Here is a 20,230-nt window from a genome sequence, read left to right on the forward strand (position 1 = left end):
AGAGCCTGACAGGTTCATCGTCGATCCGATCCACCAGATGCCGGGACTAAACACCTAGTCCTGTGTGCGGGTCGCAAAATCCGTGGCGTCATGGCGTTCGTGGAGTTGGCTCGCGGGATCGCCCATGACGCGGTTGACCATGCGGCCACGCTGGACCGCGGGGCGTGCGCCGATCGCATCCGCCCAGCGCTTCACGTTCGGATAGTCCTGGACCTGGAGGAACTCACCGGCGTCGTAAAGCTGGCCCTGGACCAGTGCCCCGTACCAGGGCCACGCGGCCATGTCGGCGATCGTATAGGAGGCGCCGGCCAGATACGCGCTGTCGGCGAGACGCCGGTCGAGCACGTCGAGCTGGCGCTTGGCCTCCATCGCGAACCGGTCGATCGCGTACTCGATCTTGACCGGCGCATAGGCGTAGAAATGGCCGAAGCCGCCGCCGACGAACGGGCCGCTGCCGACCTGCCAGAACAGCCAGGACAGGCAGGTCGCGCGCGCCGCGGGTTCGGTCGGCAGGAACGCGCCGAACTTCTCTGCGAGATGCATCAGGATCGCGCCGGATTCGAAGATCGGCAGCGGCGTCGTGCCGCTGCGGTCCATGAGCGCCGGAATCTTGGAATTGGGATTGATCTCGACAAAACCGCTGCCGAACTGGTCGCCTTCGTTGATCCGGATCAGCCAGGCGTCATATTCGGCGCCGGCATGGCCGAGCGCGAGCAGTTCCTCGAGCATGATCGTGACCTTCACCCCGTTCGGCGTGCCGAGCGAATAGAGCTGCAGCGGGTGCCGCCCGACCGGCAGCTCCTTGTCATGCGTCGATCCGGCAACCGGGCGATTGATCGCGGCGAACCGGCCGCCATTGTCGCGGTTCCAGGTCCAGATTGCCGGGGGGGTATAGATCGGGGCGTCGGTCATCGGGCTGCTCCGTGCATCGTAAGGGTGGGCTCGGGGTTCGGTCTTGGCAATCCTAACGCCTAGACGCCGTGATAGTCGCGATACCATCGGATGAAGCGTGGCACGCCCTCGGTGATGCTGGTGGTGGGGGCGAAGCCGAGATCGTTGCCGATCGCGCTGACATCGGCGCAGGTGCGCACGACATCGCCCGCCTGCATCGGCAGGTCCTGGCGGATCGCCTTGCGACCGATCGCCTGCTCGAGCACGTCGATGACCTCGCCGAGCTGTTCGGCGCGGCTGTTGCCGATATTGTAGACGCGGTGCGGCCCCATGCTGCCGCCGGGCTTTGCCTGGCCGTCATCCGCGGGCGGCGCATCGAGCGCGGCGACGATGCCGGCGACGATGTCGTCGATATAGGTGAAGTCGCGCTCCATCCGCCCCGCGTTGAACACCGGAATGGGCTCGCCGGCGAGGATCGCCTTGGTAAAGATCCACATCATCATGTCGGGACGCCCCCAGGGGCCGTAGACGGTAAAAAAGCGCAGCCCGGTCTGCGGAAGGCGATAGAGATGCGCGTAGCTTTCGCTCATCAGTTCGTTCGACTTCTTCGTCGCGGCATAGAGCGACAGCGGGCGGTCGGTGCGATCCTCGACGCGGAAGGGCACGCTGTCATTGCCGCCATAGACCGACGAGGACGAGGCGTAGACCAGGTGCCGGACCTGCCGCGCGCGCGCGAGTTCGAGGATGTTAAGATGCCCGACCAGATTGGCCCGGGCATAGGCCATCGGATTCTCGATCGAATAGCGTACGCCGGCCTGCGCGCCGAGATGGACGATCCGGTCGATGTCGAGGCCTGCCACCGCCGCGTCGAGTGCAGGCGTGTCCGCGAAATCGAGCTTGGCGAAGGTGAAGGCCGCGCCGTGCCGGTCGCGCAGATAGGCGAGCCGCGCCGCCTTGAGCGCGGGGTCGTAATAGGCGTTGCACTCGTCGATGCCGAACACCGTTTCGCCACGTGCCAGCAACGCGTCCGCGACATGCATGCCGATGAAGCCGGCGGCGCCGGTTACGATCACTGTCATCGCTGTTCTTTCCTGATGGGTTCGGCGGCACCGAGAAGCGATGCCGATACCAGTGTCAACCCCAACAATCCCGCATCCCTGCTGTGCCGTGCGAGGCGGCGTGGGCGCGACGTCCATCATCGGGACGGCGGCGGCGATAGCCGGTCTTCAATGTCGAGACCCGGCGAAGAACGGGCAAAGTATTGAAGCCAATCAATACTAAGCCAGATTATAGGACAACTAGCGTTTCGCTGCAAAGCAGTATAGCCATAGGCCGCAAGCGCGCGGATACTTCCGTACAGAAACGAGTAGATTGTATGAATGTAGATCAAGTTTTTGGTGGAACACACTCTCCGGGTGTATCGCCGGAAAAATTTGCGATGCCACCGGGAATGCGGATGCGGTATGACTTGCCCCAGGCAAGCCTTGCCGAATGCCTGACCGGATATGCGATCTATTCGGCCAGTGATCGCAACCCGCTCGTCAACTGGTATCTACCTGCACCGGTTATGATTTCTATCATCGCGGATGCGGGGCCGATCACCGTGGCGATCGGCAATCACCGGTTCGGGCCGCTCGAGCGCGCCAGTCTCTACGGCCCGACCAGCCGCGCGTTTCGCACCGTCACGCATGGCGGCGTCGCGGTCGGGATCGGAATCAGCGCGATCGGCTGGTCGCGGATGACGTCGCGGCTGGCGGGCGATTTCCGCAACCGCATCGTGCCGCTCGAGACGCTGCTCGGTCCGGAGGTGTCGCGCCGGCTGACGACGGGGCTCGACGCGCTGTCCGACGATGCGATGATCAAGCCGTTCCTCGACGACGTGCTGGAGCCGCTGTTCCAGCGCCGGCACCCGCAGGAGGAACTGATCCGTGCGTTCGCCGCGCTGACGGTGACCGACGGGGTGATCGAGATGCAGGATGTCGCCGACCGGCTGGGGATCGAGACGCACGCGCTCAGGCGGCTCGCCACCCGCCATTTCGGCATGCTGCCCAAGATGCTGCTGCGGCGCGCGCGCTTCCTGCGGTCGTTCATCCGGCTGATCCGGCCCGATGGCCATGTCGATTATTCGGCGATCGACAGCAGCTATTTCGATGCGTCGCATTTCCTGCGCGACGCAACGACGTTCCTCGGCACGACGCCGCGGCGTTTCCTCGCATCGGAGACGCTGTTCCTGAAATCCAGCCTGCGTGCCCGCGCGGCGGTGATCGGCACGCCGACGCAGGCGCTGCACATCCCGACGCCCCCGGTCAGCGTCAGCAGCATCATCCGCACCGTCCATGACGGCCGTGGCCGCCGCGACGAGCTGACAAGCTAGCCGCAGCGGGCACATCCGGTTGGCCCTTCGGTCGCCGATATGCGTTATGTCGAGGGGGACGCAGATCGGATACGCGGATGATGCAGGAAGTCGAATTGAAGCTCGTCCTGACGGCGGACGCCGCGGACCGGGTCGCGCGCGAACTGCCGTCGGATGACTCGACCCGTACCACGATGCTCGAGGCGATCTATTTCGACACGCCCGAGCAAACGCTACGGGAGCACGGCGCGTCGCTGCGGATCCGGCGCGCGGGCGATACGCGGATCCAGACGATCAAGATCGACCCGGCAAAGGGCGCGGGGTTGTTCTCGCGCCCCGAATGGGAACGGCCGGTCACGGACGATCGTCCGCGTCTCGACGACACCACGCCGGTCTTCGCGCTGCTCGACGGGACCACCGAACGGCTCGCGCCGGCCTTCACCGTGTCGGTGGAACGACGCAGCTGGGAGATCAGCGAGAACGGGGCGGAGATCGAACTCGTGCTGGACCGAGGGATGGTCCGGGTTGGCGAGCGGCAGTCGCCGGTCTGCGAAGTCGAGATCGAACTCAAGCGCGGCGACCCGATCGCGCTGTTCACGCTGGCCCGCCGGATCGCGGATATGGTGCCGCTGCGGCTGGGCGTCGTGACGAAGTCCGAGCGCGGTTACGGCCTGACCGGGCCAGTGCGTCGCGCCTTCAAGGCCGAGCCGGTGTCGCTCGATGGCGACGCGACGACGATCGAGGCGCTCCGGACAGTTATTGGCGCCTGCCTGCGGCACTACCGGCTGAACGAGACGATCCTGCTCGAGACGCGCGCGCCGGAGGCGCTGCACCAGGCGCGAGTTGCATTGCGGCGGACACGCGCCGCACTCGGGCTGTTCAAGCGCGTGCTGGGACGCGAGCAGACGGCGCATTTCCGGTCCGAGCTGCGCTGGCTGGCCCAGACGCTGGGGCAGGCGCGCGATCTCGACGTATTGGCGGACACGGCGGCGGCGAAGCTGGGCGCGGGCGACGTCTTTGACCGGATCGAGGCGGCGCGCGCTGTGGCTTATGGGGAGGTCGATGTGGCGCTGGAGTCGTCGCGCGTGCGGACGGTAATGCTCGATCTGACGCAGTGGCTCGCGGTTGGCGACTGGTCGACGGGGGACGCGACGCGGGCAGTGCGCGAGGCGCCCGCCCGCGAATTTGCAGCGGCGGCGCTCCGCAAGCGACGCAAGGCGCTCAAGATCGACGCGCCATCGCTCGCGCTGCTGACGGACGACGAACGCCATGCGATCCGCAAGCACGCCAAGACGCTGCGCTATGCGACGGAATTCTTCGCGGACCTGTTCGCCGATGCGGTGCAGCAAAAGCGGCAGGCCAAGTTCGTCTCGACGCTCGAAACGCTGCAGGACCGGCTCGGCACGCTGAACGACGCGGCAACGGTGCCCGCGATCCTCGCCCGGCTGGGGATTGAGGACACTGAAGCGGCGCTGGTCGACGATCGCAAACACGCCAAGCGGCTCGACCGCGCTGCCGCGGCGCACTCGGCGCTGCTCGACCGGAAAGCCTTCTGGCGCTGATCGGGTGCACGACCGGCGCATGTCGATGCAGATCAGCCTGTGCGCGATGGTCGTCGTTGTCGGGGGTGGCCTGGCCCGGCTGATCCTGCCGCCGCCGCTGCAAAGCTATGCCGGGATGCTCGGCTGACGCGTCATTGCGACGTCAGGCCGCGGCCGAATCAGTCCAGTCGCGCTCCGCCAGCGTGCGGGTTTCGGTGACGGGGAGCGCGCGGCCGAACAGATCGCCTTGCGCGTGCGTACAGCCGAGTGCCGCGACGAGCTGACGCTCGTCCTGCGTCTCCACCCCTTCCGCGGTGGTCGCAATGTCGAGGCTTTGCGCCAGCGCGACCACCGCGCGGATGATCGCCAGCGCCTCGCGGCCGCCGCGTGCTGCGGCGCGGACGAAGCTGCCGTCGATCTTGATCGAGGAAAAACGAGTGCGGCTGAGATAGCCCAGCGACGAGTGGCCAATGCCGAAATCGTCGATGCTCAGGCGTACGCCAAGGTCGAGGATACGCGCGAGGGTCGTCGTCGCTCCACGATCCTCGCGCAGGAAGACACCCTCGGTAACCTCGAGCTCGAGCCGGTCGGCCGACAGCCCGCTGTCGGCAAGCACGGTCGCGACGGTCGTGACGAAACCGTCATTCTGCAGCTGGACCGGCGACACGTTGACGGCGATGCGCAGACCCTCCGGCCAGCTCGCGGCTTCGGCGCAGGCGGTGCGCAGGACCCAGGCGCCGATCTGCGCGATGATCCGTGCGTCTTCGGCGAGCGGGATGAAGCGGGACGGCGGGACCATGCCGAACTCCGGGCTTTCCCAGCGCAGCAGCGCCTCGAAGCCGCGCAGCATGCCGCCCTGCGTGTCGATGATCGGCTGATAGGCGAGGGACATCTCACCCCGATCGAGTGCGCCGCGCAGCGCGATCTCAAGCACCCGCCGCTCCTCCGCCTGGACGTAAAGCGCGGGTTCGTAGACGCGATACACACCGCGACCGGCATCCTTGGCGCGATAGAGCGCCAGATCGGCGGACCGGATCAGCATCTCCGACGTGCGCCCGTCGCGCGGCCCGAAGGCAAGCCCGATGCTGGCGCCGATATGCAGCGTATAGTGATCGACGTCGTAGGGCCGCGACAATGCGGTGATGATGCGTCCGGCGAGCTCCTCGACCGCGCCCGTATCGCTGGCGTCGCGGACGACGAGCGCGAACTCGTCGCCGCCAAGCCGCCCGCAGGATTCGTTCGCGCTCATCATATGGCCGAGCCGTTCCGCGACCTGGCACAGCAGCCGGTCGCCGACCGGGTGGCCGAGCGTGTCGTTGACCGCCTTGAACCGGTCGAGATCGAGCATCATGAACGCGCAGCGTCCGCCACAGGCCTCCGCCGCGATCATCGCGTCGGACAGCGTCTCGGTGATCAGCCGGCGGTTGGGCAGCCCGGTCAACGTGTCGAACCGCGCCATGCGGTTGATCTTGTCCGCGGAGGCGCGCTGGTCCGTGACATCGGCGCCGACGCCGCGGAAACCGCAGAATATTCCGCGGTCGTCGTATCGCGGGGCGGCGGCCAGCTGCCACCAGCGCTCCTGTTCGGTGAAGCGGATCGGCAGTCTCAGGTTGACGAAGCTGTCCCGGTTGCGCAGCTTTTCGGCAAGCGCGCGCAGGCCGGCCGCGAACGTGCCGCTGTCCCAGGATGGTCCGGCCAGCAGTTGGAGGATCGGCATGCCGTCGATATCCGCCGGCGCGCGACCGCAAGCCCGCGCGAAGCGGGCGCTGGGCCGGATGACGCGTCGTGTCGCGTCGGTCTCCCACAGCCATTCGGCTGCGCTTTCCTCGAACTCGAGCAGGAGCACGCTGATCGTCTCGTCGCGTTCGTCGAGCACCGCCTGCGCATTGTGGATCGTGACCAGCGCGCGCGTCCGGCTGAGGCAGGCTGTCATCAGCAACAGGGTGAAGGCGAGCACCCCCCCGGCGATCGCACCCGCGTGCATCAGCATGAGCTGGACGAACGATACGAAACCGAGCGTGCCGATGAACATGAGCGTGGCGAGCGGCAGCGGTGCCATCGCGAAGGCTGCCCCCGTCATCACGATCATCAGCGTGAGCCCGAGCCCGATGCTGGTCGCGACCGGGACCTGCGGGCAGAAGAACACCGGGATGACCGACCAGGCCAAAGCGAGGCTACCCCCCTCCCACAAGGTTGCGCGGATATCCGTCCTGCCGCCATGCCCGGCAGCGCGCGAGGGAGCGAGGCGGCGGCGGACGGTCACCCACACGGTGCCGGCGATCAGGAGCGTCGACCATGACGCGACCTGCCAGAACGGCATCCGGGGATAGAGCAATGCGGCACAGACGGCTGTCGCGAGCAGGTTGGCGGCGAGGGCGAACCAGGCGAGTTGCCGGCCGGCGTCGAGCTGCGCCGCGCGAAGCCGGCCCCATTCCCTGGGATCGCACCCTTCCGACAGCGCGAGCAGCGCGCGCATGTCGATGGGCATGTGATGCGTCGACATTCGTGTACGCGCCGGCATGGTCGGCGGGGGCGTATCGGATCCGGAAGGCGACTGGCTGTTCACACCGCCGGGCTTAATGCACGTTGGTTATCGCAACGTTCCCATCCCCCGCGTTGTGAAAAATAACCGGGTTGGGGGCAGGGGCCGCGACTGTCCCGCCGCACTGGCGGGACGGTGCGGCGGGGCAGGCGTCGTCAGGCGGCGATGTCATAGGGCTTGATGTCGCCGCTCAGGTACAGGTTGCGCGCCTTGGCGCGGCTGAGCTTGCCCGACGAGGTGCGCGGCAGCGTGCGGGGAGGGATCAGTTCGATCACGCAATTCATGCCCGTCACCGAGCGGACGCGTTCGCGGATCTCGTCGCGCAGGCGCAGGCGTTCACCCTCGTCGGAGCTGCGGCACTGGACGAGGACGGCGGGGGTTTCCTCGCCCCCCGGGGTCGTGATCGCGAATGCGGCGATGTCGCCCGCCTTGAACCCGGGCAGCTGCTCGACCGCCCATTCGATATCCTGCGGCCAGTGATTCTTGCCGTTGACGATGATCATGTCCTTCGCCCGGCCGACGATGTAGATATAGCCATCCGACATATAGCCCATATCGCCGGTATCGAGCCAGCCGTCGGACATGCACGCCGCGGTGGCGGCATCGTCGCGGAAATAGCCGACCATCACCGACTTGCCCTTGCACCAGACCTTGCCGATCGCGCGCTCGGGGAGGGGGGTGCCGTCCTCTTCGCGGATCTCGATCGTCATGTCGCGCACCGGCTTGCCGCAATTGACGATCGCCCGGTAGCGCTGCGGACGATCCTCACCACGCGCGCCGCCCGACAACTGAGTTTCCTCGACCAGCTCGACGCGGATCCCCTCGCCCGGCGGCATCAGCGATACCGCCAGCGTCGCCTCGGCAAGGCCGTAGCTGGGCAGGAAGGCGGAGGCCTGGAACCCGGCATCGGCGAAGGCGTCGACGAACGACTGCATCACGTCGGGACGGATCATGTCGGCACCATTGCCCGCGACGCGCCAGCGCGACAGGTCGAACCTGTCGCTGGCTTTGGTCTGCGACGACATGCGGCGCGCGCAGATGTCATAGCCGAAGGTCGGCGAATAGCTGAGCGTGGTGCCGGTGTTGCGGCTGATGAGATCGAGCCAGGCGAGCGGACGGCGCGCGAAATCCTCGGTCTTGAGGTAATCGGTCGAGACTTGGTTGGCGATCGGCGACAGGAAGCAGCCGACCAGCCCCATGTCGTGATACCAGGGCAGCCATGACACGCAGCGATCGGTGTCGCAGACTTCCATGCCGTGGCTGTGCGCAGCGAGATTGTTCAGCAACGCCTCGTGCGTGATGACGACGCCGTGCGGGAACCGCGTCGAGCCGCTCGAATATTGCAGATAGGCGATGTCGTCGGGACGCGCCTCGGGCAACGTGGCGGCGGGGGCTTCGCGGGTCGCGAATTCGGACCAGTCGATCCCGTGCGTGCCCGCCAGACGCGCCGCCTCGCTCGCCATCTGCGCGAGCTCGGGCGGGAAGATCAGCATCTTGGGATCGCAGCTCGAAAGCTGGACGCGGAGCTGTTCGATATAGGAGTCGCGGCCGCCGAACGACGTCGGCAGGGGCAGCGGCACCGGCCAGGCGCCCGCATAGACGACACCGAAGAACAGCGCCGCGAATTCTGGGCCGGTCTCGGCGACTAGCGCGATGCGGTCGGCAGGCGCGACGCCGGCGGCGATCAGGCGGTCGGCCATCGCCAGCGCGTCACGACGCAGCGTCGCATAGGGATAGGGCTGGCTGAGCGTACCGCGCGCGTCATGGAAGTTGAGGCCGCGCTGCCCCGTCGCCGCATAGTCGAGCGCCTCGCCAAGTGTCGCGAAGTCGGCGAAGCGGCGCGGCAGCGTGTCCGCGGTGGGGGTCGCCGTGCGCTGCGCCGGCATGGGATCGGCCGACGGTGCGACCGCAGGCTTTATCAGCCCGTTCGTCGCCGTCGTCTGAAAGGTGTCGATCGTCATGTGCGTCCTGTCTTCCACGTCGCGGCCTGTCCGGGGACATTCGCCGCTTGAGACCGTGCAAAGGCCAGCCATGCACGGTCGTGGCGTTCAAAATCCTATCCCAGTGTGGCACAATGATGGCGTGACCCAGGATCGCCGCCGAGAAAGACAGGAGAAACGCCCGCCAAAACCGCTGGATGCCGCGGGACTGGAGGGGTTAGCGCTGCGCTATGTCGAGCGATTCGCGACCACGCGCGGCCGCCTGAGCGACTATCTGCGGCGCAAGGTACGCGAGCGCGGCTGGGTCGAGGCGCCCGAAACCGGCCCCGCTGTGCCGCCCGCCGATCCCGAAGGGCTGGCACAGAAACTGGCGGATCTCGGCTATATCGACGATCGCGGCTTTGCCGAGGCGCGGGCGGCAGCGATGCAGCGCCGCGGCCTGGGTGCGCGGCGTGTCGCGGGGGCGTTTCGCGAGGCGGGGATTGACGAGGCCGATGCCGATGCGCTCGCCCCCGAAATCGCGGCGCGCGACGTCGATGCGGCGCTGGCCTATGCGAAGCGCAAGCGGCTGGGCCCGTATGCCCGGTCGGAGAATAGCGACGGGGGTGGGGCCGAGAATCGTGCGCTGCGGCAAAAGCAGCTCAGTGCGATGGTGCGCGCCGGCCACGGTTTCGATCTGGCACGCAAAATTCTTGCCGCGTCCCCGTCTGAGACGATCGATACGACAGATTTTGACTGAAGACGCATTGCAGGTTGTTGCGGCTGCGACGAAGCGTGCTAGCAAGGTGCAGGGGTGCGTAACGATGCGTAGTGAAGCGCAATATGATGGGGACAGGCCGGCCACGGTACCGGACGCGGTAGCGGCTGCCGGACCGCGCGCAGTGCCGGACCTCGATCAAGGCGTCGATCAGCCCGCTTTACAAGCGACTGCACAGTCTATCGCGGAGCCGTCCGTGTTCGGCGGGGTCATCAAATGGTTCGATGTGACGCGCGGTTTCGGCTTCGCGGTCGCTGACGATACGGCGATCGGCGATATCCTGATCCATTTCTCGGTGCTCCAGCCGCATGGCCGGCGCAGCCTGCCAGAGGGCGCGCGGGTCGACGTGGTCGCGGTGCAGCGCGGGCGTGGGTTCCAGGCGCGCGAGGTCCTGTCGATCGATCTGAGCGGCGCAGTCGAGGAGACGGCGGTACGACCGGGCACGGCGGCGCCGGTCGACCGGATCGATCCGGTCGCGCTGATCGATGCCGCAGGCCCGTTCGAACCCGTCGTCGTCAAGTGGTTCAACCGGCTCAAGGGCTATGGCTTCCTGGTACGGGCAAGCGACGACAGTGACGTGTTCATCCATATGGAAACGCTGCGGCGGGCGGGGATCGACGTGGTCGAGCCCGATCAGCCGTTGCAGGCCCGAATCGTGACCGGTCGCAAGGGGCCGCTGGCCGTCACGGTGGAGCGATCCGCGCCGGCGTGGTAATCGGCCCGCCGCAACCGGGGATATATGTAATGAGTAAAACCGTCTTAGCCGCGCTTCTGGCGCTCGGCCTCTACGCGTGTTCGAACGGCGACGCTCGGGCGGGCGACGCCGCCGCCCCAGACGCTACCGTCGCGGACACGGCGACCGGCACGGGCACCGGTGCTGCACCGGGTCAGGCTGCCGCGACGCTGGCCGTGACGATCCACAGCGCGAACGGCGCGCATGTGTTCACCGTCGAGAGCGCCAAGACGGAGGCGGAGCAGGCCCGCGGGCTGATGTACCGGACCGACCTCAAGCCGAATCGGGGCATGCTGTTCTGGCCCTATCCGACCGACGGCAGCGGGCCGCGCGAGGCGAGTTTCTGGATGAAGAACACGCCGAGCCCGCTCGACATCATCTATATCCGCGCCGACCGGACGATCGCGCGGATCGCCGAGAACACGATCCCCTTCTCCGAAACGCCGATCCCGTCGGGCGAACCCGTCGGCGCGGTCCTCGAGATCATGGGCGGGCGTGCCGGGGAACTCGGCATTGCCGAGGGCGACCGCGTCGAATGGCCGGGCGCGCCGGGCTGAACCGCCATATCCGCCGCAAAGTGCCGTCTCGCGACGGCGCAGGCACTGCGTTCGAGGTTGATGGCGCGGCGTGCACCCGCTAAGCGGCGGCTATGGGATTTCTCGCATCGACCTTCACCTGGTGGAACGGCGCCACGCTCGGCACCAAATTCGGGCTTCGCGGCAAGACGCGGATGGGCGAGGACGCGCTCGGCAACGTCTATTATGAAGGCGGCAAGGATACCGCGGGTAATCCGCGTCGCTGGGTGATCTATCAGGGTGCGACCGACGCCAGCCGGGTACCGCCCGCCTGGTTCAGCTGGCTGCACCATCAGGTCGCCGACGTGCCCGATCGTGCCCTGCCGCCGGTTCGCCCCTGGCAGAAGCCCGCCCTGCCCAACCTGACGGGTACTGCACTCGCCTACCGCCCGACGGGCGCGATGGAAAAGGGTGGCCAGCGCGCTGCGGCGACCGGCGATTACGAAGCGTGGGTGCCTGAGTGATGCAGCGCCGGATCGCTGCGGCGATCCTGGTCGTGGTTCTCGCGGTCGGTGGCTGGTTCGGCTATCGCGCGTGGACGAACCGCAAGGCCGATACGACGGTCGTGGTCCAGCAGGATCTACCGGGCGGCGATCAGGGTGGTGACGGGTCGGTCGAGACGATCGACACGGGCGGCGCGGCGCTCGCCAATGGCGGGACGCCGATGGCAGAGCGCGTCGCGGTAATCGGCCTGCTCAACAAGCGGAACGGCGTGACGCGCGACGTCACGTTGAAGCCAGGACAGGCGACCCGGATGGGCGACGTCGTCCTCCGCCTGCGCGCCTGCGAACAAACCGCACCCTGGGAGCCCGAACAGCTGACGGGGGCCTTTGTCCAGGTGATCGTCCGCGGCGTCGACAAGAAATGGCGGCGGACCTTTTCGGGCTGGCTGTACAAGGAGCGCCCCGCGCTGAACGCGGTGCAGCATCCGATCTACGACGTCTGGACCAAAAGCTGCGCGATGACTTTCCCCGCGACCGGGCCGGATACGGCATCGTCGGGCGCACCTGCGGCGGCGCGGTCGAGCGCGAAGAAATCCCCGGTGGCGGCCAATGATGCAGCCGCACCGGACGAGCCGGTCGAGCCGACCACCCCATCGAGCGCTGCGGCGAGCAACGCGATATAATCGGCACGCTCGATCTCGATCGCGCCGAGCGATTCGAGATGCGAGGTCTGGAACTGGCAATCAAGCAGATCGAAGCCGCCGGCCTTCAGCCGCGCGACGAGATGCGCCAGTGCGACCTTCGACGCGTCGGTCGCGCGGCTGACCATGCTTTCGCCGAAAAAGGCCCGCCCGAGCGCCAGCCCGTATAGCCCGCCGACCAGCCGGTCGCCGTCCCAGCATTCGACCGAATGCGCAAAGCCCATCAGATGCAGCGTGTGGAAGACCCGCTCGATCCCCGCGTTGATCCACGTCTCTGGCCGGCCCTCGACGCTTTCGGCGCAGAGCGCGAGGATCTGGCCGAACGCCGTGTCGACGGTGACGCGGAAACGGTCTGCGACGATGGTCTTGCGCAGCGAGCGTGAGAGCCGGAACCCGTCGAGCGGCAGGACTGCGCGCTGGCGCGGCTCGACCCAGTAGACGTCGATCGCGTCGCGGCTGTCGGCCATCGGGAAGACGCCGGCCGCATAGCCGCCAAGCACGAGGCGCGGATCGAGAATGTCCATCGGTCGCGCCTTAGTCCGCTGCCGACCCCGCCGCCAGCCGGTGTTCGATCGTCCGCCACAGCTGATCGAACGCCGCCGCGGCGGTCGAGCGCGGTGCGAAGGCCCCGACCGCCGCGCGTTGTACGGTCATCGCCTCGATCACACTGCTCATCGGAATGACCGGCCAGTCGGGGTTGGTGGCCAGCGCGTCGGCATGCAGGCGCCGTCGGCGATCGACCATCGCATGGACGGGCAGCACGGGCACCTTGCCGCCGAGATGGCGGATCACCTCCTCATAGGCGCGTTGCGACAGCGGCGAGGGGATGACGGGGACGACGATCAGATCGGCGGCGCGCATCACCTGATCGGCGGTTTCGGTAAGACCCGGCGGGCAGTCGAGCAGGACGCGATCATAATCGGTCAGCGCGCCGATCAGCTTGCCGAGCCGCTTTTTCTTGTCGAGCGTGTGAAACAGCTGGTCGAGACCGCGGAGCGAGGCGTCGGCGGTGATCAGATCGAGCTTCGCAACCGGCGTCGGCTGGGCGCGCTTGGCGACGCTGATATCGCGGGAGAACATCGCCTGGGCCTGATCCCGCCCGGCGGTACCGTGCAGCAGGAAACTGCTCGCGGCCTGCGGGTCGAGGTCCCAGAGAATCGTGCGGCGTGCCGACCGGGTTGCCGAACACCAGGCGAGATTGACTGCCAGCGTGGTCTTCCCGACGCCGCCCTTCAGGCTGTAGATCGCGATGGTTGCCATGCCGGCCAGCGTGCCGTCGCGCGACGCCGATGGCAAGGCGTCGCGGCATAACAACGCCCCGGGCGACGCTGGCGGTCGTCCGGGGCGCGGGATCATCCGGCCGTGGCCGGCTGAACGATCAGGTGTGGCAGGTCTGGCCGGGCTTGCCCGGCTGGGTCAGTTCGATCGACTTCTCGGTGCCCGTCATCGACCAGCCGCCGTCGGCGACCAGTGGCTCACCCTCGGCAGCCGCCTTGAGCGTCGTGGCCGGACCGCCTTCCTTGAGACGAACCACGGCCTGCTTGCCCCCCTGGAAGAAGGTCACATAGGCCAGGCTGTTGTCCTTGCAGCGCATCGTCTGCTCCGACTTGATCGACGGCGGCAGCTCGACCGGCGCCGCATTGGCGAGCTGGTTCGCCATCGGATCGGGATTGCTGTCGACCACCTCAGGTGCAGCCGGTTTGGAGTTGCAGGCAGCCAGCGCAAGCAGCGCAGCCACGGCGGTGAGGGGGAGCGTCTTCTTCATATCGTCGGGGCTTCGCGCATGCAGCAAATCGCGTCAAGCCGTAGCGACCGCGATGCGCGCGCGGCGGGACGGGTCATCCCCGGGATGCGCCGGTTCGTCGCATTGGCGATGGCGCCCGGCAGTGTTGCGCCACCACATTCGGGCAGTGGCGACGCGGGAATAAAGGCACCGGGGGCGTCCGATGTCACGCATTTGCCACTATATTTCACGGAACCGTTGTAAGAGGACGTTGCATGCCGGGCCAAATTCCTGTCGCCGAGCGCCTGTCGGCGATATCGACGCTCATCACCCAGGCGCTCTGCCTGGCCGACGAGGGGGGCGAATTGCTGCTCGGCGCCAAATTGTCCGACGCACTGGATTGCGTTCAGGCCCGCATCGAAACGGTGAGGAGCGACGCGGCGTGAAAGGGGCGGCCTGACGGGGCTTGGTGCGCCGGCTTGTCCGGTGGATAGTTTTAGCGCGCTTGTGGCGGACCGGCAGTGGCGCCATCTACAGCCGATGCAGATGAGATCCGATACGCTGACCGCCCCCGATACGCTTGCCCTGATCGGGAATACGCCGCTGGTGCGACTGAAGGGCCCGAGCGACGCGACGGGGTGCGATATCTTCGGCAAGTGCGAATTCACCAATCCGGGCGCGTCGATCAAGGATCGCGCCGCGCTGTTCATCGTCGAGGACGCCGAGGCGCGCGGCCTGCTTCACCCGGGCGGGACGATCGTCGAGGGGACCGCGGGCAATACCGGGATCGGCCTGGCGCTGGTCGCCAATGCCAAGGGCTACAAGACGATCATCGTGATGCCCGAGACGCAAAGTCGCGAGAAGATGGACACGCTGCGTGCGCTGGGTGCCGAACTCGTGCTCGTGCCCGCCGCCGCCTTTTCCAACCCGTGTCATTTCGTGCACACGTCGCGGCGCATCGCCGAGGAGACGCCGGGCGCGATCTGGGCGAACCAGTTCGACAACACCGCCAATCGCCACGCGCACATCATCGGTACCGCCGAAGAGTTGTGGCGGCAGATGGACGAGCGGATCGATGGCTTCACCTGCGCGGCGGGGACGGGCGGGACGATCGCTGGCGTCGGCCTGGGTCTGAAGGCGAAGGACGAGGCGATCTGCATCGCGCTGACCGATCCGCACGGCGCTGCGCTGTATAACTATTATGCGCATGGCGAGCTGAAGTCCGAAGGGTCCTCGGTTGCGGAAGGCATCGGGCAGGGGCGGATCACCGCCAATCTCGATGGCGCGCCGATCGACACGCAGTTCCGGATCTCGGACGCGGAAGGCTATGCCTGGACCCGGCAGTTGCTCGACGAGGAGGGGCTGTGCCTCGGCCTGTCGTCGGGGATCAACGTAGCTGGCGCGGTCGCGCTGGCGCGGCAGCTCGGACCGGGCAAGCGGATCGCGACGATCCTGTGCGATACGGGGTTCCGCTACCTCTCGACGCTGTACAATCCTGAATGGCGCGCGGCGAAGGGCTTGGTGTGAGCGAGGGCGGCGCCGCGCCGCGGGATGGTGAAATTCGACAAGTGCGCGATGATCGGGTAGATGCGCGCGACAAGATGCAGACGCAACGCGCACCTTCGCAAACCATGCAGCGGATAAAGGTCGGCATGATCGGGCTCGCCGCAGTGGTGATCTTCATCGGGCTCGCCAGCGCGATCATCGGGTCGGCGACACGCGAACGACCCGTGGTCGCCGCCGGCTCGGCACAGGCCGATGTCGTCGCGAACATGGCCGTGTCGAACACGACCGCTGCCGCCGACGGTGCCGACGAGCCACTGGCGGAAATGGGCCTCGCACCCAGCGTCAATGCACAGGCACCCGCTACTCCGAACTGATCCGGGCTTCCCGCCGCTGCCGCGCCGGGGAAATCACGGGACCACGCTGACGTGCAGCGCGTCCGCATGCCAGGTGCGACTCGACCTTGCTGTGGATCAATGTGCGCGCCGCGTCGTCCCGGCAGCGCACATGGTCCCGGATCAAGGGCAATACAGCGCTTGATTCCCGGAAATCCCCAAATATCCCGTTGCGTCCCCGTTCCGCTGTGATAGACGGAGATTAACACAGGGGCACGTTCACCGTTCGCGATTGCGCGGCCGGGCCGCGGCGAAGGCTGCGGTTCGAGGCGGGAAGACGTGCGCGCCATTCGCGGGATATTGGCGTGTCGGATCGAGGGCGATATCAAGGAGATGGCATCGGCCTTGTCGACGACAAGGGCCGGGTAGCCATCCCTTCCGCCCTTCGGACGATCTTGTCGGCAAATGCCCCCAAGGCGAACGGCAAGGACGGCGGAACCATCATCATCGGCGCACACCAGAAGAACCGCTGCCTGGTCGCCTATGATCCGGGTTATGTCGCGCTGCTCGCCGAAAAGCTCGACCGCCGCGAGGCCGAGAATACCCGTGAAGACGGCGAATATGACTATAACATCAAGCGTCGCGCGGCGTCGGGCGAGGCCGTGCCGTTCGATGGCTCGGGGCGCTTCATCATGCCCGCCTTCCCGCGCTTCTATGCCGGGATCAAGGGCCACGCGTTCTTCTACGGCGTCCTAGACTATATCGAGATCTGGGACCCCGCGGCGCTGGTCGCGACCGACGACATGCCCCCCGTCGTCAAGGAAATGGCGCGCTTCTACATGGCCGAAAAGGGGGTTTCGCTGTGAGCGACACGATCCCCGCCGCCCCGCACATCCCGGTCCTGCTCGACGAGGTGATCGCCGCACTGGCCCCCGCGCCCGGCGAGACGATCGTCGACGGGACGTTCGGCGCGGGCGGCTATACGCGTGCGCTGCTGTCGCGTGGCGCTTGCGTCATCGCGTTTGACCGCGACCCCGACGCGATTGCGGCGGGTCAGGACTGGGCCGATGGCGAGGAGCGGCTGACGCTGGTTGCCGCCGACTTTTCCGCGATGGTCGCCGAACTTGAGGCACGCGACGCGTTGCCCGTCGACGGCATCACGCTCGACATCGGCGTCTCGTCGATGCAGCTCGACCAGGCCGAGCGCGGTTTTTCCTTCCAGTCGGACGGACCGCTCGACATGCGGATGGCGCAGGCGGGCATGACCGCCGCCGATTTCGTCAACGAGGCCGACGAGGACGAGATCGCCGACGTCCTCTATCATTTTGGCGACGAGCCCAAGTCGCGTCGCGTCGCGCGGGCGATCGTTGCCGCACGACCGATGACGCGCACCGGCGAGCTCGCGCATGTCGTCCGTCGCGCGCTGGGGTACAAGGCGCACGACAAGAAGGACCCCGCAACGCGCGCGTTCCAGGCGATCCGGATCCATATCAACCGCGAACTCGGCGAGCTCGCCGATGGGCTGCTGGCGGCGGAGCGGGCGCTCAAGCCCGGCGGGCGGCTCGCCATCGTGACCTTCCACAGCCTGGAGGATCGTATGGTGAAGCGCTTCCTGCGCACGCGGTCGGGTAGTGCGCCTTCAGGTTCCCGTCATCTTCCACAGGCAAAAACCGTGGTAGAACCGAGTTTTACCGATGTCGGCCGCCCCGTGCGCGCCGGCGAGGACGAGCTGGCGCGGAATCCGCGCGCACGCTCTGCGACTTTACGAACGGCGCGGCGGACCTCCGCGCAACCTTGGACGGAAGAGGTGACGACATGACGGCGGCGTATCGGTTGAAGGGTGTGGGCTGGTTCGGTGGCTGCGTTGCCGTCGTACTCGGCTTTTACCTCGTTTCGCTGCAGGTGGCCGCTGAGCGCAAGAAGCTTGAGACCGTCAACGGCCAGATCCGCTCGGCCGAGCGCGATATCCGCGCGCTCGAGACCGAGTTCGACACGCGCGCGAACCTCGCGCAGCTCGAGCGCTGGAACGGCGATACGCTGGCGCTGTCCGCGCCGACCGCTGGGCAGTTCGTCGCCAGCGAATCGGCCCTCGCCAGCCTCGACGTGAATCAGATCGGCGGGCCCGCGGGCGCCACCGTCCAGACCGCGCAGCTGCTCGTGCCGTCGCTGCCGGTTGCCGCCGCCGCCGCGGCACCGCAGGCGGTCGACGTCGCCGTGCAGGCAGTCGCTGCCGCAGCGCCGCTCAAGCCCGTCACTGTCCGCGCCACCGTCCAGACCGCCCGTGCCACCGACACGGCGATCGTCCGCGCGGCCGCCCCCGAGCGCCTCGCCGCGGTCGCCAAGGTCCGTCCGCAGGCAGTCGCGATGCTCGACCGCAAGCTGCTGTCCGACAACACGCTGGGTTCGATCCTGAGCGGCGCCCGGGCCGAGGCAGGGCGTCTGCGTTGACCACCCTCGTCGCCCGGCCGGTTTCCGAGCGGCGTACCGCAACGCAGCGCCACGCGCTGGTCGCGACCGCGCACACGCGCCTGATGATGTTGATGTTCCTGTTCGGGGCCGCGGTGCTGGTCGTGATCGGCCGGCTCGGCGTGCTCGCGATCCAGTCGTCGCTGAGCGATCCCGGTGCCCGCGCCGCGGCGATCGCCGCGCGCGGCGATATCGTCGATCGCAACGGCGCGCCGCTGGCCAGGACGATCGATGCGTGGACGATCGCGGTGCATCCCAAGAAGATGATCGGCGATCCGACCGAGATCGCCGCGCGGCTGGCAGCGCTTATGCCCGATCGCGGCAATCAGGCCTTCTTCTACGGTCTGCTGACCAAGGATGTGAATTTCAGCTACCTGCAACGCCGCGCGTCGCCTGCGCTGGTCGAGCAGGTCAACGCGATCGGCGAACCCGCGATCGTGTTCGCGCGCGAGACGCAGCGCCTGTATCCGCAATCGACCATGGCGGCGCATGCGCTGGGGTTCCTGTCGACCGACGGCCACGGCATGTCGGGGATGGAGCGCGTCCTCGACGAGCGGCTGACCAACCCCGCGCTGAACGGCGCGCCGGTCGCGCTGTCGATCGACACGCGCGTCCAGGCGGCGATGGAAAGCGAACTCGCGCGGGCGGTCGCGTCGTTCCAGGCCAAGAGCGCGGCCGGCATCGTCCTCGACGTCGACACCGGCGAAGTGATCGCGATGACGTCGATGCCGGTCTTCAACCCCAACCGGGTCGGCATGGCGGGGACCGAGCAGCTGCGCAACATGGGTACGCAGAGCGTGTACGAGCTGGGGTCGGTGTTCAAGCCGATCGCGATGGCGGCGGCGATCGACTCGGGCGCCGTCACCTCGATGGCGCGGCGCTTCGACGCGACCGTCCCGCTGCGCGTTGGCGGCTACACGATCCACGACGATCCGGGCGATGAAGAAAAGCGCTGGTTGAACATCCCCGAGACGCTGATCTATTCGTCGAACATCGCGACCGCGCGGATCGCCGACCAGATTGGTGCGGCCGGGATGCAGAACATGTTCCGCAAGCTCGGCTTCGACACCAAGCCCGATATCGAACTGCGCGAGAAGGGCCGGCCGATCTGGCCGACCTTCTGGGCCCGCACGACCCTGATGACGTCGGCCTATGGGCACGGGATCGCAGTCACGCCGCTGCATCTCGCCAACGCCTATGCGACGTTGGTGAATGGCGGGATCTGGCGCCCGACGACGCTGCTGAAGATCGATCCGGCGCATATCCCCGCCGGGCGACGCGTGATCAGCACGACGACGAGCGCCCGGATGCGGCAGCTGCTACGCCTGGTCGTGCAATACGGCACGGGCCGCAAGGGCGAGGCGCCCGGCTACCGCGTTGGCGGCAAGACCGGTACGGCCGAGATCGCGCAGGCGGGTGGCTATAACAAGCACACCAACGTCTCGACCTTTGCCGCCGCGTTTCCGATGGACGCGCCGCGCTATGTCGTCGTGGTGACGCTTGATTCCGCCAAGGGTAACAAGGAATCCTATGGCTTCACCACTGCGGCCTGGACCGCGGCGCCGGTGGTATCGCGCGTGATCAGCCGGACCGGATCGATGCTCGGCGTCATTCCCGACGCGAACCGCGACATTGACGAAAGCGACTTGTTGCCGCTGTTGTGGCATGCGCCGGGCACGCCGGCCTTTGGCGCAAAGCCGACGTCCGGTGCGGAATGAGGGGCGATA

General features: G+C 67.3%; 20 protein-coding genes and 1 pseudogene. 14 read left to right on the forward strand and 7 right to left on the reverse strand.

The annotated features are described in order from the left end of the window. Positions 1-54: 54 nt before the first annotated feature. Together yghU and IFS44_RS08755 are read right to left on the reverse strand one after the other, a co-directional pair. A complete protein-coding gene (yghU, locus tag IFS44_RS08750) occupies positions 55-912 on the reverse strand; it encodes a glutathione-dependent disulfide-bond oxidoreductase (RefSeq protein ID WP_192098227.1) in 858 nt (285 codons plus the stop codon). Positions 913-971: 59 nt separating this feature from the next. Beyond that, the gene (locus tag IFS44_RS08755; RefSeq protein WP_037528139.1) at positions 972-1,970 is read right to left on the reverse strand and encodes an NAD-dependent epimerase/dehydratase family protein; all 999 of its coding nucleotides are present in this window, start codon (positions 1,968-1,970) and stop codon (positions 972-974) included. Between the two features lie 371 nt (positions 1,971-2,341). Here IFS44_RS08755 and IFS44_RS08760 point away from each other — a divergent pair, with 371 nt between their 5' ends. Together IFS44_RS08760 and IFS44_RS08765 are read left to right on the forward strand one after the other, a co-directional pair. Beyond that, entirely contained in the window at positions 2,342-3,265 is a 924-nt protein-coding gene (locus IFS44_RS08760; protein ID WP_206757828.1) for a helix-turn-helix domain-containing protein, read from the forward strand. Between the two features lie 77 nt (positions 3,266-3,342). Beyond that, on the forward strand, positions 3,343-4,806 hold the full coding sequence (locus IFS44_RS08765) for a CYTH and CHAD domain-containing protein (protein WP_192098229.1): 1,464 nt from the start codon (positions 3,343-3,345) through the stop codon (positions 4,804-4,806). Between the two features lie 142 nt (positions 4,807-4,948). Here IFS44_RS08765 and IFS44_RS08770 read toward each other — a convergent pair whose 3' ends face one another. Together IFS44_RS08770 and IFS44_RS08775 are read right to left on the reverse strand one after the other, a co-directional pair. Continuing rightward, positions 4,949-7,273, reverse strand: coding sequence for a putative bifunctional diguanylate cyclase/phosphodiesterase (locus IFS44_RS08770; protein ID WP_244650116.1), 2,325 nt, complete (start codon positions 7,271-7,273; stop codon positions 4,949-4,951). A 209-nt stretch (positions 7,274-7,482) separates the two neighbouring features. After that, complete coding sequence (locus IFS44_RS08775; protein WP_037528158.1) at positions 7,483-9,213, reverse strand: fatty acyl-AMP ligase; 1,731 nt, start codon at positions 9,211-9,213, stop codon at positions 7,483-7,485. Positions 9,214-9,391: 178 nt separating this feature from the next. On the opposite strand from IFS44_RS08775, the gene IFS44_RS08780 reads away from it, so the two are divergent. The 5 genes and pseudogenes from IFS44_RS08780 to IFS44_RS22185 form a co-directional block, all read left to right on the forward strand. Further along, complete coding sequence (locus IFS44_RS08780; RefSeq protein WP_342366382.1) at positions 9,392-10,006, forward strand: regulatory protein RecX; 615 nt, start codon at positions 9,392-9,394, stop codon at positions 10,004-10,006. Positions 10,007-10,220: 214 nt separating this feature from the next. After that, a complete protein-coding gene (locus tag IFS44_RS08785) occupies positions 10,221-10,739 on the forward strand; it encodes a cold shock domain-containing protein (protein WP_446740846.1) in 519 nt (172 codons plus the stop codon). Between the two features lie 29 nt (positions 10,740-10,768). Beyond that, positions 10,769-11,314: a DUF192 domain-containing protein gene (locus tag IFS44_RS08790; protein WP_192098232.1), complete on the forward strand. Its 546-nt coding sequence runs from the start codon at positions 10,769-10,771 to the stop codon at positions 11,312-11,314. A gap of 92 nt (positions 11,315-11,406) precedes the next feature. Continuing rightward, entirely contained in the window at positions 11,407-11,796 is a 390-nt protein-coding gene (locus IFS44_RS08795) for an NADH:ubiquinone oxidoreductase subunit NDUFA12 (RefSeq protein WP_031395586.1), read from the forward strand. Positions 11,797-11,996: 200 nt separating this feature from the next. Next, a pseudogene (locus IFS44_RS22185) lies at positions 11,997-12,230 on the forward strand (DUF2155 domain-containing protein); the annotation flags it as partial. A 35-nt stretch (positions 12,231-12,265) separates the two neighbouring features. On the opposite strand, the gene aat reads toward IFS44_RS22185, so the two are convergent. From aat to IFS44_RS08815, 3 genes are all read right to left on the reverse strand, one after another. After that, positions 12,266-13,000: a leucyl/phenylalanyl-tRNA--protein transferase gene (gene aat / locus IFS44_RS08805; protein ID WP_166747575.1), complete on the reverse strand. Its 735-nt coding sequence runs from the start codon at positions 12,998-13,000 to the stop codon at positions 12,266-12,268. Between the two features lie 10 nt (positions 13,001-13,010). Continuing rightward, on the reverse strand, positions 13,011-13,736 hold the full coding sequence (locus IFS44_RS08810; protein WP_192098233.1) for a ParA family protein: 726 nt from the start codon (positions 13,734-13,736) through the stop codon (positions 13,011-13,013). 118 nt (positions 13,737-13,854) lie between these two features. Next, a complete protein-coding gene (locus IFS44_RS08815; RefSeq protein WP_183935229.1) occupies positions 13,855-14,241 on the reverse strand; it encodes a hypothetical protein in 387 nt (128 codons plus the stop codon). 233 nt (positions 14,242-14,474) lie between these two features. On the opposite strand from IFS44_RS08815, the gene IFS44_RS08820 reads away from it, so the two are divergent. The 7 genes from IFS44_RS08820 (at position 14,475) to IFS44_RS08850 (ending at position 20,221) form a co-directional block, all read left to right on the forward strand. Then, positions 14,475-14,645 carry a hypothetical protein gene (locus IFS44_RS08820; RefSeq protein WP_192098234.1) on the forward strand — a complete coding sequence of 57 codons (171 nt, stop codon included), beginning with the start codon at positions 14,475-14,477 and terminating at the stop codon, positions 14,643-14,645. A gap of 100 nt (positions 14,646-14,745) precedes the next feature. Then, a complete protein-coding gene (locus IFS44_RS08825) occupies positions 14,746-15,726 on the forward strand; it encodes a cysteine synthase A (RefSeq protein WP_192098235.1) in 981 nt (326 codons plus the stop codon). 104 nt (positions 15,727-15,830) lie between these two features. Beyond that, entirely contained in the window at positions 15,831-16,079 is a 249-nt protein-coding gene (locus IFS44_RS08830) for a hypothetical protein (protein ID WP_107932813.1), read from the forward strand. Positions 16,080-16,492: 413 nt separating this feature from the next. Further along, positions 16,493-16,903 carry a division/cell wall cluster transcriptional repressor MraZ gene (locus tag IFS44_RS08835; RefSeq protein WP_342366383.1) on the forward strand — a complete coding sequence of 137 codons (411 nt, stop codon included), beginning with the start codon at positions 16,493-16,495 and terminating at the stop codon, positions 16,901-16,903. Further along, on the forward strand, positions 16,900-17,856 hold the full coding sequence (rsmH, locus tag IFS44_RS08840; RefSeq protein WP_244180622.1) for a 16S rRNA (cytosine(1402)-N(4))-methyltransferase RsmH: 957 nt from the start codon (positions 16,900-16,902) through the stop codon (positions 17,854-17,856). The genes IFS44_RS08835 and rsmH overlap by 4 nt, the downstream gene beginning before the upstream one ends. Then, on the forward strand, positions 17,853-18,485 hold the full coding sequence (locus IFS44_RS08845) for a hypothetical protein (RefSeq protein ID WP_031440797.1): 633 nt from the start codon (positions 17,853-17,855) through the stop codon (positions 18,483-18,485). Before rsmH ends, IFS44_RS08845 begins: the two co-directional genes overlap by 4 nt. Continuing rightward, positions 18,482-20,221 carry a peptidoglycan D,D-transpeptidase FtsI family protein gene (locus IFS44_RS08850; protein WP_192098237.1) on the forward strand — a complete coding sequence of 580 codons (1,740 nt, stop codon included), beginning with the start codon at positions 18,482-18,484 and terminating at the stop codon, positions 20,219-20,221. Before IFS44_RS08845 ends, IFS44_RS08850 begins: the two co-directional genes overlap by 4 nt. The last annotated feature ends 9 nt before the right edge of the window (positions 20,222-20,230 follow it).

The organism is Sphingomonas sp. CFBP 13706 (genome assembly GCF_014842355.1).
Classification (GTDB): Bacteria; Pseudomonadota; Alphaproteobacteria; order Sphingomonadales; family Sphingomonadaceae; genus Sphingomonas; species Sphingomonas aerolata.

Excerpts from the sequence above, each read along its gene's own strand:
- yghU (WP_192098227.1), bottom strand. The coding sequence starts at position 912 with ATGACCGACGCCCCGATCTATACCCCCCCGGCAATCTGGACCTGGAAC.
- IFS44_RS08755 (WP_037528139.1), bottom strand. The coding sequence starts at position 1,970 with ATGACAGTGATCGTAACCGGCGCCGCCGGCTTCATCGGCATGCATGTC.
- IFS44_RS08760 (WP_206757828.1), top strand. The coding sequence starts at position 2,342 with ATGCGGATGCGGTATGACTTGCCCCAGGCAAGCCTTGCCGAATGCCTG.
- IFS44_RS08765 (WP_192098229.1), top strand. The coding sequence starts at position 3,343 with ATGATGCAGGAAGTCGAATTGAAGCTCGTCCTGACGGCGGACGCCGCG.
- IFS44_RS08770 (WP_244650116.1), bottom strand. The coding sequence starts at position 7,273 with ATGCCCATCGACATGCGCGCGCTGCTCGCGCTGTCGGAAGGGTGCGAT.
- IFS44_RS08775 (WP_037528158.1), bottom strand. The coding sequence starts at position 9,213 with ATGCCGGCGCAGCGCACGGCGACCCCCACCGCGGACACGCTGCCGCGC.
- IFS44_RS08790 (WP_192098232.1), top strand. The coding sequence starts at position 10,769 with ATGAGTAAAACCGTCTTAGCCGCGCTTCTGGCGCTCGGCCTCTACGCG.
- IFS44_RS08795 (WP_031395586.1), top strand. The coding sequence starts at position 11,407 with ATGGGATTTCTCGCATCGACCTTCACCTGGTGGAACGGCGCCACGCTC.
- aat (WP_166747575.1), bottom strand. The coding sequence starts at position 13,000 with ATGGACATTCTCGATCCGCGCCTCGTGCTTGGCGGCTATGCGGCCGGC.
- IFS44_RS08810 (WP_192098233.1), bottom strand. The coding sequence starts at position 13,736 with ATGGCAACCATCGCGATCTACAGCCTGAAGGGCGGCGTCGGGAAGACC.
- IFS44_RS08815 (WP_183935229.1), bottom strand. The coding sequence starts at position 14,241 with ATGAAGAAGACGCTCCCCCTCACCGCCGTGGCTGCGCTGCTTGCGCTG.
- IFS44_RS08820 (WP_192098234.1), top strand. The coding sequence starts at position 14,475 with ATGCCGGGCCAAATTCCTGTCGCCGAGCGCCTGTCGGCGATATCGACG.
- IFS44_RS08825 (WP_192098235.1), top strand. The coding sequence starts at position 14,746 with ATGAGATCCGATACGCTGACCGCCCCCGATACGCTTGCCCTGATCGGG.
- IFS44_RS08830 (WP_107932813.1), top strand. The coding sequence starts at position 15,831 with ATGCAGCGGATAAAGGTCGGCATGATCGGGCTCGCCGCAGTGGTGATC.
- IFS44_RS08845 (WP_031440797.1), top strand. The coding sequence starts at position 17,853 with ATGACGGCGGCGTATCGGTTGAAGGGTGTGGGCTGGTTCGGTGGCTGC.